Below are 15867 nucleotides of genomic sequence, written 5' to 3'. Positions count from 1 at the left end.
CTAGCCGCCCATACCCGTGACCGCGATCCCGCGGACGAACGAGCGTTGCGCGATCGCGTAGATGATGACCAGGGGCAGCATGATGAGCATCGAGGTTGCCATCAGAACCGGCCACCGGGCAACATACTCGCCCTTCATCCGGACCAGGCCCAGGGTCAGGGTGGCCAGGCTGTTGCGCTGAATCATCAGCAACGGCCACAAGAAATCGTTCCAGACGTTGACCCAGGTGAGTACCGCCAGCACCATCACGGCCGGCCTGGCATGCGGCAACAGGATTCGCCAATAGACCTGCCACGGGGAACAACCGTCGAGTATCGCGGCCTCCTCGAGATCGGTGGGCAGGGTGCGGAAGAACTGCCGCATCAGGTACGTGCCGAATGCGCTGCCGAAGAAACCCGGCACGATCATCGCCCAGGGGGTGTCGACCCAGCCCAGGGTCCGCATCACCAGGAATTGCGGGATCACCGTGACCGTCAGGGGCACCATCAATGTGCCGAGGTAGACGACGAACAGCGCGTCGCGGCCACGGAAATCCAGCCGCGCGAAGGCGTATCCGGCCAGCGAGCAAAAGAACACATGCCCCGCCGTGACACAGCCCGCGTACAACACGGTGTTGAAAAACATTCGCCCGAACGGCATCAACGCGAACACCTCGGTGTAGTTGGACCACCGCGGGTGCGCCGGCAACAGCGTGGGTTCGCTGACCTCGCCCTCGGTTTTCAGCGAACCCGACACGGCCCATGCGATCGGGAACAGCGCGCACCAGGCGACGGCGAGCAAGGCGCCATACACCATGGCACCGCGCACCGCGGTGCGCTTGATGACACCCTCACTTAAGCCCACGCGAATTCTCCAAAGATCGTCGATGGCTGACTCGCAACTGCACGACGGTCAGCACCAGCAAGACCGCGAACATCACCCACGCCAGCGCGGAGGCATATCCGAATTCGAGGAACGAGAACGCGTGCTGGAACAGCATGATGCCCAGGACGTAGGTCGCCGACTCCGGCCCGCCGCTGGGGCCGGTGAGCACGTACACCATGTCGAATGCCTGGAAGGCGTGGATGACCGAGATGATGACGACAAACGAGATCGACCCTCGGATCAACGGAACGGTGATGGAGACGAATTGCCTTATCTCGCTGGCCCCGTCGATCTTGGCCGCCTCGTAGACCGTCCCCGGGACGCCTTGCATCGCGGCCAGCAGGACGACGGCCGCGAAGGGCACACTGCGCCAGACGCTGACGATGCACAGCGAGGCCATGGCCCAGCGCGGCTCGACCAGCCACGGGACCGGCCCGAGTCCGACCCAGCCGAGCATGATGTTGAGCAAGCCGTTATCGGTGTTGAACACGAACTGCCATACCACCGCCATCACGACCGATGAGATCGCCAGTGGCAGAAAGACAATCGTCCGGAAGACGCCGATGCCCCTGACCTTCTGGTTCAGCACCCCGGCGACGGCCAGGCTGATCAGCACCGTCGGCACGACCGTTCCGACGGTGAAGATAACCGTGTTGCGGATCGCGATCAAGAAGAGCGGATCCGAGGTGAACAAGTCGCCGAAGTTCTTCAGCCCCACGAATTTCGGCGGGGTGAACACGTCCCAGCGCTGGACGCTCATATACAGCGAGAAACCGAGCGGGAAGAGCATGAACACCGCGACCGCCACCATGTTGGGTGCGACGAACAACCGACCCGCCCATGCGTGTCGGCGCCACGGGCTCGGGTTCTGCGGGGTCTTCGACGCCGCCCTGCCCGCCGCTGCGGTTGCGCCGGTCGCCTCCATCGCGGTCACGGGCTGCGCAGCACTTCGTCGACGGAACGGTTCAACCCGCTCAATGACGTCGCCGCTTCGCGGCCGCGCAGGACGGGACCAAAGTTACGGTCCATCAAGGCATTGACCTTCTCCCACGCCGGCGTGATGGGCAGACCCTGTGAAAACGCCGGACCCTCGGTGAGAATACTGAGATTGCCCAGCCGCCGATGGGCCTTGGCGAATCCTTTTGATCGCAGCGCCGAGCGCAGCACGGGAACGAACAGGCAGGATTCACCGATCAGCGCCTGGCCGACGGGGCCGGTCGCGAACTTCACGAACTCCCACGCCTGTTCCTTGCGCGGGCTGCTCGCCGAGATGGCCAATCCGGTGGCGCCGATATCGGAGCACGCGGCATGCCCCTTTCCCAGCGCCGGGCCGACCGGCAACGGGGCGACGTCGAAATCCAGGTCCTCGGCACGGATATAGGTCTGGTAGCGCCAGTGGCCGCCGAGCGCGATCGCCGCCCGGCCCACCGCAAACAGGTTGGGCGTCGACATGGACTGCGTCTCGGATGCGTTGGGCGCGACCCGGTACGTGTTGGCCAGATCGGCGTAGAACTGCACCGCTTCCTGGAACGCCGCGTTGTCGAAGTTGAAGTGGGTGGGGTTCAGCCGCGGGTTGGACCAGGCGACGCCGTTGTTCATCGCGAACAGGCCGGCCGAGTAGTAGGAACCCCAGGTGTTGACGAAGCCGTACTGCGCCGCGCGCCCGGCCGCGTCACGCTTGGTCAACGCGCGTGCGGTGTCCAGGAATTCGGTGAAATCCCACGGCTGCTCCCACGTCTTGGGGGGCGCCGGCACGCCGGCTTCGGCGAAGAGCCGTTTGTTGTAGAACAGGTAGTTGCCCGACCACTGTTCGGGAAGTGCGTACTGCTTCCCGTTGAAGGTGAAGGTTTCGTACAGCGCCGGAATGCTGTCCGCCCGGAGCTGGTCGGCAAACGATCTGTCGCGCGCCAGCAGCGTGTTCATGTCCAGCAGCACACCGCGGTCGGCGAGTTCGGCGTAGGACAGTTCCCAGGTCATCAGCACGTCGGGGCATTTTCCGCCAACACAGAACGTCGAAAGTTGTTGCATGACACCGGGCCCGGATTGCACGGGACGAACCTTGATATCGGGGTGCCGGCGCGCGAACTCGTCGACGACGCGCATCCTCGCGTCACGCTCGTCCGGGTTGGCCGCGAAGAAGAAAGTGAGCGCGTCGTCCTCCGGAGCGCACCCGGCCGACCACGGAGCCAGCGCCGCAGCGGAAAGCGCGCCAGCGCCCCGCAACAGGTCACGCCGCCCGAACGGCTTATCGAGCATGGCTCTCCCGGTCCTGCCCCGCGGCCGCATTTCCGGCCGACTGTGTCTGACGTCCTTGGTACCCGATGAGCTTGTGATCTTCCTGGGTCCGCCACCGGGGCAGCGTCAGCGCGGCCCGGCGGATTCGCTCGGCATTGCCGGTGATGTCGATCGTGTGGATGCGATCGTCGGCGCCGATGCCGATCACCAGCAGGACCTGAGCGCGCCCGCGGGCCGCGAGCACGATGCCCGGCGTCCCGTCGATGAGCATGACAGCGCCTGCACGCGCCCGCACAGCGAACCGCCGAGTCTCCCTGGCGACCTCCTCGGCGCCGCGCACTGTGGTTGGCACGTCGGCCGGGACCAGCGCCCGATCGACCGTGCGCACCACGTCTGGTGCCAGCAGCTCGAGCAGGCCGGCGATGTCACCGCCGCGTGAGGCCGCCAGAAACGCCTCGACCACCTTGAGGTGCTCGGCCGTGCGGCGAGGCCGGGCGGCCGGGTCGGCGTGCAGTCGCCCGCGGGCCCTGCTGGCCAGCTTCTTCGCGGCGTCCGGCGAGCGGTTCATGACCGCGGCGATCCGCTCGAACGGCATGGCGAAGACGTCGTGCAGCACGAACGCCACGCGCTGCGCCGGGGACAGCCGGTCGAGCACCACGAGCAGCGCGCTGCTCACCGACTCCGCCAGCAGCGCGTCCTCGTCGGCCGGCGCCGACGCCACCCGGACCAGCCGGTCCAATTCGTCGGCTTCGGCCAGCGGCTGCTCGGCGCGGCGCTTGCGCAGCCGAAGCTGGTCGAACGCCTCACGCGCGGTGATCGTCGTGAACCAGCCGGAGAGGTTGTCGACGCCGCTGAAGTCCGCGCGGCTGGCCTTCAGCCACGCCGACTGCACCGCGTCGTCGGCGTCGGGCACCGAACCCAGTAGCTGGAACGCGACCGACCTCAGGTGTCGTCGATCGGCGTCGAAACGCTGCGCCAGATCCGCCAAATCCTGTGTTGCGTTCATGGGTCACCTTTTCCGCGCGGAAGCCGTCAAGAAGTTGACCGCGTCCAACGGAGTTCCACCGGCGAAGGAGACAAACACCATGACCCTACCGATTGTGCGCCACGATGCACACTGCTCGCATTCGACCCGCCGCGGCGGAAATCACTGCGCGACAAGGGATTGATCCGGATGAACACCGCACTCGTCGCCACCACGCTGACCACCGCCGTCATTACCGCCGCGATCGCGGTCGCCGACTTCGTGCCGGCGCGATTCGTCCTGGCGAACTCTGCCCAGGTCGGGGTGCCGCGGTCGTGGTTGCCGGCGCTGGGCGCGCTGAAGCTGGCCGGGGCCGCCGGGATCGTGGTCGGACTGCTGGGCTTGCGCGAATTGGGCATCGCGGCCGCCGCGGGCCTGGTGCTGTTTTTCCTCGGTGCGGTGGCGACGCATGTGAGGGCACGCGTTGTGTACAACATCGCGTTTCCGGGCGCATACCTGTTCCTTTCCGGGGCATCGCTGGTGCTGATGGTGCTCCGGTGAGACACGGGCGTGACGGGATCAGGCGGGAAAGAATCTGATCCGGTTGATCGCGGCGCCGGGCCACGCCACATCGGCGAACACAATGGCGCGCCCGTGCCCCGAGTGGAGTGAGACCGCCACGGTGCGGCCGGCGCTGCTCGTCTTGGTGATGCCGGCGCCCTCCAGCTGCACGGCCAGCTCGGCCAGGTCGAGGGGGTCGCGATCACCCAAAGTTATTGCGGCATCTGAGGACAGCGCCCGCGCGGCGGAGGACTCGTCGTTGCGCCCGACGGCCTCCAGGAACGTCGTCACCAGCCGCTGGTGGCGCGCCCCCACCCGCCGGAATCCGGTCACGAAGCCGGCCGCCCCGCCCCATCCTTGGTTGCTCACCAGCGCGGCGGACAGGTTCAGCGCGGGCCGGAGGGCCCCCGGGCCGGTGCGCAGGAACTGCGCCATCATGGCCGGAAGCTCCCAATATGCCCGCAGATGGCCAATCTGCCACTCGCCGTTGGCTTCTCGGAGGTCATATCGCAGAAACGCCGGGATGAACATCGTCACGGCCGAGCCCATCGCCACCTCGAGCTCGAGATCACGCAGAACCGTCGTGCCGACCACGACGTCGAGATCGCGGTGGAACTTGATGTCACGCGGGCCGATGAAGGTGTCATAGAAGCGGCCGATTTGCTCGTGCCCCACGTGCGGCCGGGAGCCGACCGGGTCCTCGACACATCCGTCGCCGGTAAACAGTCCCACCCACCCGGCACGGTCGTGCGCGGCCGCCGCCTGCGGCGAGCGCTCCACGGCGGCCAGCAGATGCTGTCGATCCAGTGGCGCCACCATTACGGCCCCCCAACCAACTCGATGCCGGCGGACCGCATTTCCGCCAGCGCTTCGGCCGCCGAATCCACGTCCGCGGCCGCGGTCAGATCGACGAGCACCCTGGTGGTCAGCCCGGCCGCCGCGGCGTCCTCGGCGGTCCGCCGGACGCAGAAGTCGGTGGCGATGCCGACCACGTCGACCTCGTCGACCCCGCGCCGGCGCAGCCACTGCAGCAGCGTCGTCCCGTCGTCGTCGACGCCTTCGAAACCGCTGTACGCCGCGGCGTACGCACCCTTGCGAAAGACCGCGTCCAGGTGCCGGATGTCCAGGTCCGAGCGAAGATTCGCGCCGGCGCTTCCGGCGACGCAGTGCACCGGCCAGGAGGACGAATAATCCGGGTGGTCGGAGAAATGATCACCCGGGTCGACGTGAAAGTCCTGTGTCGCCACGACGTACCGGTAGCCCGGGTCACCGGACAGATGGGCGTTGATCGCGGGTGCCACGGCGGCGCCGTGGGCGGTGGGCACCGAGCCGCCCTCGCAAAAGTCGTTTTGCACGTCGACGATGATCAACGCTCGCACGCGCTCCACCCTATCGGTGTGCGCCACTACGCGACTCTAGCTGGGGTTATCGGGGTGGCGGTTTGCTCGACAAGCTGCCGGGTAATACACCGGCCATGGTGCTCAGGAGAATCGCGCGACCCCTGTTATCAGTGGCATTCATCGGGCAAGGAGTCAATTCACTGCTGAACCCCAAATCCGCGGCGGAGGCCGCGGCGCCGGCCGTGGACGGCCTGCAGGCCTTGCCGGATTCGGTGAGTAGCAGCATCCCCAGCGACCCCGAGACGGTCGCGCAGACCACCGCGGCCGTGCAAATCGGCGGCGGCCTGCTGCTTGCCACCGGCAAACTCCCCCGGATCGCATCGGCCGCCCTCGCGGTGACGGTGTTGCCGGCCAACCTTGGGACGCACTCGTTCTGGAACGAGAGCGACCCGGTAGCCAAGGCCCAGAAACGCCAGCAATTTCTCACCGACCTCAGCCTGCTGGGCGGCTTGTTGATCGCCTCCGCCGACACCGCCGGCAAGCCCTCGCTCGGGTGGCGTGGTCGCCGAGCGGCGGAACGGCTCTCCGAGCGGGTGTCGTCGGCGTGGCCCGGGTCGGACGATTCGGCCTTCGATGCCGATTTTTCCGAGTTGGGTGAGCGCATCGCGCACGGCTTGCAGATCGGCGCGGAACGGGGCCGCGAACTGGCCAGCACGGCGGCCGAACGCGGTGCCCCCTATGCGGAAGCGGCGCTCGAGCGGGGCCGCGAATTGGCCAGCACGGCGGCCGAGCGCGGCGCGCCCTACGCCGAGGCCGCACTCGAACGCGGCCGGGAACTGGCCAGCACCGCGGCCGAGCGCAGTCGGCCGCTGGCCAAGAAGGCACGCAAGCGCGGCGAGGAATGGGCCGACGAGGCCGCCGACCGCGCGGCGTATCTGGCGGAGAAGGCGCGCAAGCGCAGCGAAGAACTCGCCGACGAGGCCGCCGACCGGGCCGCGCCCCTGGCCAAGAAGGCCCGCAAGCGCAGCGAGAAGCTGGCCAAGAAGGCGCGCAAGCGCAGCGAGAAACTGGCCAGCACGGCGCGGGCGCGCGGGGAGGAATTCGCCGAAACCGCGCGTCAGCGCGGCAGCGACCTGGCCGACACCGCCCGCGAGCGCGTGGGGGGTCAGGTCGAGACCGGGCGCCGCAATCTCCCCTGGTAGTCGGGCGAGCCGTTGTCCGCATAACGCCGCGACCTAATCGGGCCAGCGAGCCCGCAGGACGTCCGGCGTCCACGCGGGCCAGTCGGGTGCTCCGACCGTCAGGCCACCGCTGAGTCGCGCGACGATGCGCGGGCCGCGCAGGCGGCTGTTGTCGTAGACCGTCGCGAGATCGGACAAGGCGATCGCCTCGGCCACCGGGGCCCACAGCCGGCGATGGCGCTGACGGATCTTGGCTTCCGGCACGTCATGGCCGCCGGCTTGCACCCGGTGTCGAACGCGTTCGACCGCAAGCTCTTCCGGGATGAGCAGCACGTGCAGCACGACGGTGAAGCCCGCGCCGCGGGCCGCCTGAACTAGGTCGAGCTTGGAGGGGTGGGAGAAGACGGTCTCGGCGATGAAGGACCGGCCCAGCTCGATCAGCTTTGCGCGGGTGTCGGCGGCGATGCGCGCGGCGTCGTAGGAGTGCGACGCCGGATCCTGCGGCCAGCGCTGCCGTGCGATTTCGTCGGCATTGACCACCAGGCTGCCGGGCAGCAGCGGCGCCAGGGTCAGCGCGATGAACGTCGACTTACCGGCGCCGTTCGGCCCGACCACCAGGTCAAGTCGATCCATGGCACCGCCGAACCGCTGACCACCGCCGGGTCAGCGGGTGCCCCCGAGCACCACGGCGGCGCCGTCGGGGCGGTGCTCGACGATCTCGCCGTCGTCGTTGAGGGCGACGGTGGTGACCCCTTGCCCGGCGAGCGTGGCCCCATAGTTGGTGCGCGCCAAGCTTTCCTCGATGGCCGCGGAGATCTCGGCGTTGAACACCACGCCCTCCTCGACGGTGAGTTCGCCGGTCGCCAGCTGGCCGGTGAGCGCGGCTTCCACCCGCCGCCGCGAGGCGGTGTGCTGACTGGATACGGCCCGCCCCACCCGTGCCCAGTGGTCGAGTTGCTGCTTGGCCGAGCGGCTCTGCCGGGCGCCCTCGGCCGCCGCGCTGTCCATCAGGTCGGAAGCGACGCGGGTGACGCGATCGACGGCCTCGGCCATGACTGCCTCCTCTGCAGCATTACGTTACAAGCTGTAGCACAATGCTACACCGCGGCCGCCGCCGCGGCTATTCGCGCGCCCGCACGACGGTGTCCACGATCGCGTCGACGTCGGGGCCGACGTCGACGGTCATGCCGGCCTCGTCGGGACCGAGGGGCTCGAGGGTGTCCAGTTGCGAACGCAGCAGTGCGGGAGGCATGAAGTGGTCGGTGCGGGCCGCCAGCCGGGCGCCGATCAGCTCCGGCGAACCCGACAGGTGCAGGAACTGCACCCCCGGACAGTGCGCGCGGAGCTGGTCGCGGTATGTCCTTTTCAGCGCCGAGCAACTCACCACCGCGCCCGCGCGATGGGCGGCCAACCATTCGCCGACCGTCTCCAACCAGGGATGGCGGTCGTCATCGTCGAGCGGTTCGCCGGCCGCCATCTTGGCGATGTTGGCGGCCGGGTGCAGGGTGTCGGCGTCGACGAACGGGACGCGCAGGCGCCGGGCGAGCGCCGCCCCCACCGTCGACTTGCCCGAGCCGGAGACGCCCATCACGACAACGGGGGCCGATCCGCTCACCTAAGTCTGTTCGCCGAGGTTGCGGTTCCATTCCAGCCAACCGACGCCGCTGCGCCCGTCGGCCGTGCTGACCGTCGCCCATACGCGGGGGAACTGGCTGACCCGCCCGTCCCGCGCGACGAGCCGCACCGGTGCCTGGCCGCGCACGTCAGCGTTCGCGGTGATCTGCGCCGGCTCCAGCTTCAGCGTTGCGTCGAGCGGTAACCCGTTGGCAGCGAAGGACTCTCGCGAGTCCACGGTCTGCAGCTCGGCGGCCTTGCCGTCGGCGTCCTGCGCATAGCCGATGCTGAACGCGGGCGCCCCGGGGATCCGGATGTTCACGCCGTGCAGGTGCGTGCCGTCGTCTAGATGCAGCGCGCTCCAGATCCAATCCATGCCCCACCAATCGCGCACCCCCCACGAGTGATCACGTTGGCCCGCAACGGAATTCAGGCGGTAGCTGGTATCGCCGACGGTGACGGCGCCCGAGACGGTGCACGGGATTTCATACCGCGTGGTCACCGCGTATTTGTACGGGGCGCCGTCGGTGGCCCACACCAGGTTCAGGCTCATCTCGACGGGGGCGCCGGGCTCCCCGCGCAGCAACGCGGACGGATCGGGGTAGGCATGGGCCCGCGCCCGCACGTCGACGCGATAGCCCTGCAGGGGCGCGTCGACGGCATGTTCGAGCTCGAAGTCCTCGGCCCGCACAGACCACGGATCCGAGGGCAGCGGCACTTGCGCATCCACGGCGACGGTCGGCAGGTCGGGTCCGCACAACAACACGTGCACCCACGCGGTCTGCTCGTTGGCCACCCGCCCCAACCGGAACCAGCCACCCAAACCCTGTGCGGGGTCGGCGAAGTCGGCGTACCAGCTCTCACTCCACAGCGGTTCGGCGGTGGGCTCGTGGGCCAGTTCGTCCTCGACGTCCGGCCGCAACGGTTCGGGTGCCGCCGCGACGGGCAGCGTCGACAGCGCGTCGGTATCCAGGACGTGGTCGCAGTGCCGCCGCAGCATCGTCATGAACATCTGATCGCCGCGGTCGGTGCGCTCGACCAGCATGGACGAGACGATCGCCATCATCACCCCGAAAAAGCTCTGCCGGCGCACGCCGTCGGCGACGTCGGCGAGACTGAGTGGCGCCGCCGGTCCCAGCGCCTCGTGATAGGCGCGCAGCAGCGCGTCGTAGTGCTGCCGGCGATCCTCGGTGGACAACGCGCAACCGAGGAAGTAGGCCAGGTCGGTCGGCGCCGGACCCCACGACACGGTCTGCCAATCGACCACCGTCAGCGCGCGATCGGCACCCTCGATACCGAACAGCATGTTGTCCAGGCGATAGTCGCCATGCACCAGGCCCTGGACGCGGCCCCGTTCGGACGCCTCCGCCTCCTGGGCCAGGTAGCCATCGAACGCGGCCACCAGCCGTTCGCACACCACGCGATGCTCGGGTGCGATCTGGTCGCCGTAGCGATCGACGAAACCCGCGTACAGCGGGGTGATCATTGCCTGGTTCAGCGGCGCGTCACGGTTGAGCCACGGCGCCTCGGCCAGGGAGGCGTCGCCGAGCAGCGGCCCGTGCAATCGGCCCAGCTCGACGGCGCCTAGGCGGGCCTGTTCGATTGTGGCACCGGCGATTTCGTCACCAACGACGGCCGGTCCGGCATCGCCCAGCAGCAGATCGAACACACCCGTCGAGCTGTCGACCGCCGCGTGGTAGCAGGGCGCGATGGGCCCGCCCAGACGCGGCGCGATGTCGCCGTAGAAGCGCACCTCCCGCTCGTAGAGCCCCAGTGCCAGCCCGGTCTGGCGGCTCACCGCATCGGTGGCCGCGACCTTCAGCACCACCGACTCGGGCCCGCCGTCGGCCTCGGCATAGCTCAGCCTGACCCGGTAGCACCCGCTCATCTGGCCGGTGCCGATGCGCTCTACCGAGAAGTCGGCGATGGGTCCGGTGCCGATGACCGCGGCCAGCCAGGCGGCGGTGAGGTCACTGGGTCGTTCGATGACTTGCTCGGTCTCGGCGTGCATGAGGGTTAGCGTGCCAGCTCAACGCGCCAGTGAGAAGCCGTCCCATGCCATTCGGCGATGCGGGTGTGGATCGAACTCGACGCGCGACCTGCGGTCGAAGACCATGACGGCACGATCCTCAGCGGTGTAAAGGGGCCAGTCCTCCCCCGGTACGCCGGTCCGGCTGAAGGCGCGCCAACGCCGTTGCACTTGATTGCTGACCCGCAATGCGGCCCGGCGGTCCGCCGCCGCGGTCAACAATGCGCCGAATCTGGTGCGGTAGACGTCGAAAACGGCGAGCAACTCGGTGGCGTGGGTGGCGCCGAAACCCGACCAGCGCAGCGTGCGCGGCGCGTAGTCGTACCGGTAGAGGTAGGTCGGGGCGTGCGCGCCGTGCGCCTCCGCGATCTGCCAGGCCGCCGAGGCGAAGGCGAAGTCACCACCGAGCTGGATGCAGGCCGCCCGATCGGGATAATTCGGATATGCCGCGGTAATGCGTTCGCGGATAGCGGGTTCGGCCTCGGCGAGCAGTTCTTCGACCATCGCCTCGTTGGTCGGCAACATCGCCAGGAATCGGGTGAACAGCCGGCCCTCTTCGGCATTGGTGCCCACGATCAGCGGTACCCGGTGGGCCGCACCGCGCCGCATCGCCTCGACCGGGTCCAAGGGCAGGACGTCGTCACCGACGACTGGGCCAATCGGGAAGGCGCCCAACCTGTTCTGCATGCCCTCGTCGATCAGCCGGTGCTGGGTTTCCACCAGTTGTGCCGCGGACGCCTGCATCAGCGCGTTGGCGGCGTCCCGCTTGCGCACCCCCAGCAGGTTGGCGAAGCGGATCGCGAATTCCGCGGCAACCTCTCTCGACCGCACCAGACCCGACGCCGGACTTTCCGAGATCGCGCGGGCGAACAGGCCTTCGGCGGCGGGCACCGCCAGCAGCGAGGCCGTGATGCAGGCGCCCGCGCTCTCGCCGAAGATGGTGACATTGTCCGGATCACCGCCGAACCCGGCGATGTTGTCACGAACCCACTGCAGCGCCAGCACCAGATCGCGCAGATACAGGTTGCTGTCGATCGTGATCTCCGGCGTCGACAACGACGAAAAGTCCACGCACCCCAGCGCGCCCAGCCGGTAGTTCACCGACACGTACACACACCCGCGGCGCGCCAGCGCCGCACCGTCGTACAGCGGTGTCGCCGAGCTGCCCAGGAAGTAGCCGCCGCCGTGGATGAACACCATGACGGGCAGCGGCCCCTCGGCCTCACCCTCGGGCGCCACCACGTTGAGGGTCAGGCAGTCCTCGCTCATCGGCTGATAGCGGCCTCCGAGACCCGACATGCCGAGCAGGGTGTAACGGCGCTGCTGGGGCGCGCAGTTGCCGAACCCATGGCAGTGCCGAACACCCGACCACGGCTGGGCCGGCTGCGGCGCCCGGAAGCGCAGGCTGCCCACCGGTGGACGGGCATACGGGATCGACCGCCACCGATTGACCCCGTCGCGGGTAAAGCCTTCGACGGTGCCGATGGCCGTGCGTGCGCGGACGGTGCGGTCATGCATAACCCGACGGTAACCGACATGACGGCCGTAACGCGCGCGCAGCGCCTTAATTCCCCGGCGCGGCGGTTAGCCTGACTGGATGCGGAAAGCTGCGATGATCGCCGCGTCACTACTGCTCGCGGGGTGCTCCCACACCACGGGCGGCCATTCGGCACCGCCCCAAAGCCCCGCCCAGCCCAGCGCCGGCGCACCGGGAAGCGCGGCGCCGCGACCAACCGGCGCGCCGGGCGCCGGTGCGGCAATCTCCGACGTCATCGCCTGGATAGAGACCGGACACCCCGCCGATCCCGGCCGCTTTCACACCGCCACCCGCGACGGGGCGACCACGCCCCTGGGCGACGACATCGCGGTGAGCGCGATGGGCGGCAAGGTCTCCTGCATGACGGATGCCAAACACACCGGCGGCGCCCTGGCCTGCCTGGTGACTTTGACCAACCCACCGCCGGCCCCCGCGACGGCCTATGGCCAATGGCACGGTGGCTGGATCAGCTTCGACGGGGTGAACCTGCAGGTCGGATCCGCCCGGGCCGATCCCGGTCCCTTCCTCAACGGCAACGGACCGGAACTGGCGAGCGGAGATTCGCTGTCGTTCGGTGACTATCGGTGCCGCGCCGACCAGACCGGCCTCTACTGCGTGAACTATGCGCACCAGTCGGCGGCCAAATTCAGCCCCGCAGGCATCGAGCCGTTCGGCTGCCTGAAATCGGCGCCCCCGCCCGACGGCGTCGGCGCGGCCTTCAGCTGCTGAGGCCGCCGGCGATCGTCGCGAACAGCTCGCTCATTTCGTCGCCGGGCCCGCCTCGCCGTCCGAGCCGTCCCCGGTCACCGAGGCGCCAGTGTCGTTGACCACGACGCGAGCTCCGCGCGTGGCCAACAGCTGTGCGTACTGCCTGCCCAATCCCCTGGCGGCGCCGGTGATCACGGCCACCTGGCCGTCGAACCGCAGTTCGCCGGTCGGCATCGTCACCAGCTCACCGAAAGTTCTTTCATGCCATAGATATTGGCGTCTTTGAACCTCAGCTGCTCCGGCGGCACCGCCAGCCTGAGCCCGGGCAGGCGCCGCGCCAGCGTGGCGAAGGCGACCTGCATCTCCACGCGAGCCAGGTTCGCTCCGATGCATTGATGAACGCCGTACCCGAAGCCCAAGTGCCCGCGGACGTTTCGGTTGGGGTCGAAGGACTCGGGGTTGTCGACGAATTCGGCGTCCCAGTTGCCGGCGAGCAGGCTCATGACCACGAATTCCCCGGCGCGGATCAGTTGGCCACCGATCACCAGGTCTTCGGTCGCGACGCGGTCGACCTGGCTGTGCACGATGGACAGGTAGCGCATCAGCTCTTCGACGATGTTGGCGATCACGGCCGGATCGTCGGTTTGCCCGAGTCGCTCGAACACCTCGGGATGTTCCAGCAGCGCAACGGTTCCCAATGCGATCATGTTGGCCGTGGTTTCATGGCCCGCCTGCATCATGATCACACTGTTCATCGCGGTGGTGGTGTGGTCGAGCTGACCCGTCGCCACGTACTCGGTGAGCAGGCGGCTGATCAAATCGTCCCCGGGTTCGCGTGCTTTGCGTTCCACCAACTCCTCGATGTAGGCATACATCGCCCCGAACGCCTGGCCCTTTTCCTCGTCGGTGGATTTCTGGTCAAGCCCCTTGGTGGTGTTGTGCTGGAAGATTGCCAGGTCTTCGGGCGGCACCCCCAGCAGCAGGGCGATCACCATCGACGGCACGGGCAAGGCGAATTCGCGCACCAGGTCGGCCGGCGCGCCATTGCCGATCATCTGGCCGAGATAGTGGTCGACCATGTCCTGAATATGGGACCGCATCGATTCGCAGCGCCTGAAGGTGAAGTTGCTCGTCATCATGCGCCGTAACCGGTGATGCTCGGGATCGTCGATCCGCGCGAACATCACCGCCACCTTGTTGTCGGCGTCGGTCGGCAGGATCGAGTCCGGAATGGTCTTGGCGGACAAGCGCGGATCGACCAGCGCCGCCCTGATGTCCTGGTAGCGGCTGACCACCCAAACCGGGTTGCCCTGGAACATCGCTCGTCGCAGCCCGGGCCGCTCGCGCCACTCCGCAAACTCGGGTGGGGCCGCGAGCGGGCAGTGCGACGGCCGCGGGGCGGGCAACACGGGAAGGCTTGCGTCAGGCCGGGATTCGGAGGTCTCCAAAGGTGTCGCCATAACCAGTTTTCCACTAAGTGTCAGTTGGCTGCCAGTTGTATGAGCGTAAAGCTGCGCTTACCGGCAGTCAACTGTCAGTTACGCTGTCATGATGACCGCGGTCGAAGACCGGCCGTTGCGGGCCGACGCGGCGCGCAACGTCGAGCGCATCCTGCGCGCGGCGCGCGAGGTCTATGGCCAGTTGGGACCAGACGCCCCGGTGGAAGCCGTCGCGCGCCGCGCCGGCGTCGGCGAGCGAACCCTGTACCGAAGATTTCCGGCCAAGGCGGACCTGGTCCGCGCCGCCCTGGATCAGAGCATCGCCGAGGACCTCACGCCGGTGATCGACAGCGCCCGCCGCGCGAAGGATCCGCTGCGCGGTCTCACCCAGCTCATCGAGGCGGCGATATCGCTGGGGGCACGCGAGCACAGCCTGCTGACGGCGGCGCGCCGGACCGGATCACTCACGGCAGACATCTCGGTGCCGCTCAACGCGGCGCTCGGCGAGCTCGCCCGCGCGGGGCAGCGAGCCGGGAGCATCCGCGCCGACCTGGTCGCCGACGACCTTCCTCGCCTGATCGCGATGCTCTTCAGCGTGCTGTCCACCATGGACGCCGGCAGCGACGGCTGGCGGCGCTATGTCACCCTCGTCGTCGATGCGATATCGGTCAACGAACGGCAGCCGTTGCCGCCGGCTGCGGCGCTGCGCTACGAGCTGCAGCCGGACAGCTGGCCCCTGTGAACGAGCGGCCGCTCAGCTAGCCGGCAGTCCCGCCTTGACCGCGGCGTCTTGCTTGCGGGCGAGATCGAGCACTACGTCGGCCGGCGTCGGATTGCCGATGACGCAGTCGGATTCCAGATCGACCATGGCCCTGCCTTCGACGAACACCGCCTCGGAGATCTCCATCGGGTTGGCCGGGTCGGTTCCCTGGCCGATCACCATGAACCCGTTGGTGCCGATGTCGATGGGCTGCTGCTCGCCGTTGACCTTCTTCCCGACGACGTCGCGCATGTTCGCAGCGGTCTGGGTGGCGGTGGCCGCGTCGGGAAAGACGGCGATGGTGTCGATGATGGTGCGCTTGCCGTCGGGGTTCTTGAAAACCTGTCCCACACCGGTGATGCCGCTGGGGTTCTGACTCGGCGGCCCGTCGGCGGTGGCATTGGGGCCCACGTCACTGGGTTTGATCAGCAGGTTGCTGTAGTCCACCGGGGCTCCCGGTGCCCCCGCGCCCGGACTGGCCGAGGGGCTCGATGAACTGGCCGAGCTGGACGGCGTGGCCGAACCGGAAGATCCCGTCGAGTTTTTGTCCCCGCCGCAACCCACCACCGTGGCGCCGAGCAAGATGGCGGTAGCTGTCAGGCCGAGCGCGGACGTCCGCACCGTATTCATGAGGT

Annotated in this window: 16 protein-coding genes and 2 pseudogenes; 4 read left to right on the top strand and 14 right to left on the bottom strand. The window is 68.2% G+C overall.

The annotated features are described in order from the left end of the window. From AC5Y5B_RS13095 to AC5Y5B_RS13080, 4 genes and pseudogenes are all read right to left on the bottom strand, one after another. Window positions 1-795, bottom strand: coding sequence for a carbohydrate ABC transporter permease (locus AC5Y5B_RS13095; RefSeq protein WP_430917760.1), 795 nt, complete (start codon window positions 793-795; stop codon window positions 1-3). Between the two features lie 34 nt (window positions 796-829). Continuing rightward, window positions 830-1734: pseudogene (locus AC5Y5B_RS13090) on the bottom strand (carbohydrate ABC transporter permease); the annotation flags it as partial. A gap of 60 nt (window positions 1735-1794) precedes the next feature. Continuing rightward, window positions 1795-3120: an ABC transporter substrate-binding protein gene (locus AC5Y5B_RS13085; RefSeq protein WP_112631308.1), complete on the bottom strand. Its 1326-nt coding sequence runs from the start codon at window positions 3118-3120 to the stop codon at window positions 1795-1797. Beyond that, entirely contained in the window at window positions 3110-4105 is a 996-nt protein-coding gene (locus AC5Y5B_RS13080) for a sigma-70 family RNA polymerase sigma factor (protein WP_112631306.1), read from the bottom strand. The genes AC5Y5B_RS13085 and AC5Y5B_RS13080 overlap by 11 nt, the downstream gene beginning before the upstream one ends. A 168-nt stretch (window positions 4106-4273) precedes the next feature. Between AC5Y5B_RS13080 and AC5Y5B_RS13075 the strand changes: the two genes are divergently transcribed. Further along, on the top strand, window positions 4274-4624 hold the full coding sequence (locus tag AC5Y5B_RS13075; protein ID WP_112631304.1) for a DoxX family protein: 351 nt from the start codon (window positions 4274-4276) through the stop codon (window positions 4622-4624). Between the two features lie 18 nt (window positions 4625-4642). Here the strand turns inward: AC5Y5B_RS13075 and AC5Y5B_RS13070 are convergent, their stop codons facing one another. Then, window positions 4643-5443 (bottom strand): ketosteroid isomerase family protein, encoded by an 801-nt coding sequence (locus AC5Y5B_RS13070; RefSeq protein ID WP_112631302.1) that lies wholly within the window; start codon window positions 5441-5443, stop codon window positions 4643-4645. Further along, the gene (gene pncA / locus AC5Y5B_RS13065; RefSeq protein ID WP_112631539.1) at window positions 5443-6003 is read right to left on the bottom strand and encodes a pyrazinamidase PncA; all 561 of its coding nucleotides are present in this window, start codon (window positions 6001-6003) and stop codon (window positions 5443-5445) included. The genes AC5Y5B_RS13070 and pncA overlap by 1 nt, the downstream gene beginning before the upstream one ends. Window positions 6004-6098: 95 nt before the next feature. On the opposite strand from pncA, the gene AC5Y5B_RS13060 reads away from it, so the two are divergent. Beyond that, a complete protein-coding gene (locus AC5Y5B_RS13060; protein WP_500005533.1) occupies window positions 6099-7166 on the top strand; it encodes a DoxX family protein in 1068 nt (355 codons plus the stop codon). A gap of 33 nt (window positions 7167-7199) precedes the next feature. On the opposite strand, the gene AC5Y5B_RS13055 is transcribed toward AC5Y5B_RS13060, so the two are convergent. From AC5Y5B_RS13055 to AC5Y5B_RS13035, 5 genes are all read right to left on the bottom strand, one after another. Beyond that, window positions 7200-7778 carry an ATPase gene (locus AC5Y5B_RS13055; RefSeq protein WP_500005532.1) on the bottom strand — a complete coding sequence of 193 codons (579 nt, stop codon included), beginning with the start codon at window positions 7776-7778 and terminating at the stop codon, window positions 7200-7202. Window positions 7779-7808: 30 nt separating this feature from the next. Then, window positions 7809-8198, bottom strand: coding sequence for a TA system antitoxin ParD family protein (locus AC5Y5B_RS13050; protein ID WP_112631296.1), 390 nt, complete (start codon window positions 8196-8198; stop codon window positions 7809-7811). Window positions 8199-8265: 67 nt separating this feature from the next. Next, window positions 8266-8760, bottom strand: a complete 495-nt coding sequence (locus AC5Y5B_RS13045) for a gluconokinase (RefSeq protein ID WP_112631294.1) — start codon at window positions 8758-8760, stop codon at window positions 8266-8268. Next, complete coding sequence (locus AC5Y5B_RS13040) at window positions 8761-10770, bottom strand: DUF7064 domain-containing protein (protein ID WP_500005531.1); 2010 nt, start codon at window positions 10768-10770, stop codon at window positions 8761-8763. A gap of 18 nt (window positions 10771-10788) precedes the next feature. After that, a complete protein-coding gene (locus tag AC5Y5B_RS13035) occupies window positions 10789-12306 on the bottom strand; it encodes a carboxylesterase/lipase family protein (protein ID WP_112631290.1) in 1518 nt (505 codons plus the stop codon). Between the two features lie 79 nt (window positions 12307-12385). Here AC5Y5B_RS13035 and AC5Y5B_RS13030 point away from each other — a divergent pair, with 79 nt between their 5' ends. Next, complete coding sequence (locus tag AC5Y5B_RS13030) at window positions 12386-13054, top strand: hypothetical protein (RefSeq protein WP_500005530.1); 669 nt, start codon at window positions 12386-12388, stop codon at window positions 13052-13054. 39 nt (window positions 13055-13093) lie between these two features. On the opposite strand, the pseudogene AC5Y5B_RS13025 reads toward AC5Y5B_RS13030, so the two are convergent. Beyond that, a pseudogene (locus AC5Y5B_RS13025) lies at window positions 13094-13267 on the bottom strand (SDR family NAD(P)-dependent oxidoreductase); the annotation flags it as partial. A gap of 2 nt (window positions 13268-13269) precedes the next feature. Next, complete coding sequence (locus AC5Y5B_RS13020) at window positions 13270-14493, bottom strand: cytochrome P450 (RefSeq protein ID WP_112631285.1); 1224 nt, start codon at window positions 14491-14493, stop codon at window positions 13270-13272. A gap of 91 nt (window positions 14494-14584) precedes the next feature. Here AC5Y5B_RS13020 and AC5Y5B_RS13015 point away from each other — a divergent pair, with 91 nt between their 5' ends. After that, window positions 14585-15214, top strand: a complete 630-nt coding sequence (locus AC5Y5B_RS13015) for a TetR/AcrR family transcriptional regulator (RefSeq protein ID WP_112631538.1) — start codon at window positions 14585-14587, stop codon at window positions 15212-15214. 12 nt (window positions 15215-15226) lie between these two features. Here AC5Y5B_RS13015 and AC5Y5B_RS13010 read toward each other — a convergent pair whose 3' ends face one another. Then, window positions 15227-15862: a hypothetical protein gene (locus AC5Y5B_RS13010; RefSeq protein WP_500005646.1), complete on the bottom strand. Its 636-nt coding sequence runs from the start codon at window positions 15860-15862 to the stop codon at window positions 15227-15229. Window positions 15863-15867 lie beyond the last annotated feature (5 nt).

The sequence above is a fragment of the Mycobacterium sp. NGS33 genome, assembly GCF_059812885.1.
This window is presented reverse-complemented; position numbering and strand designations above follow the sequence as displayed.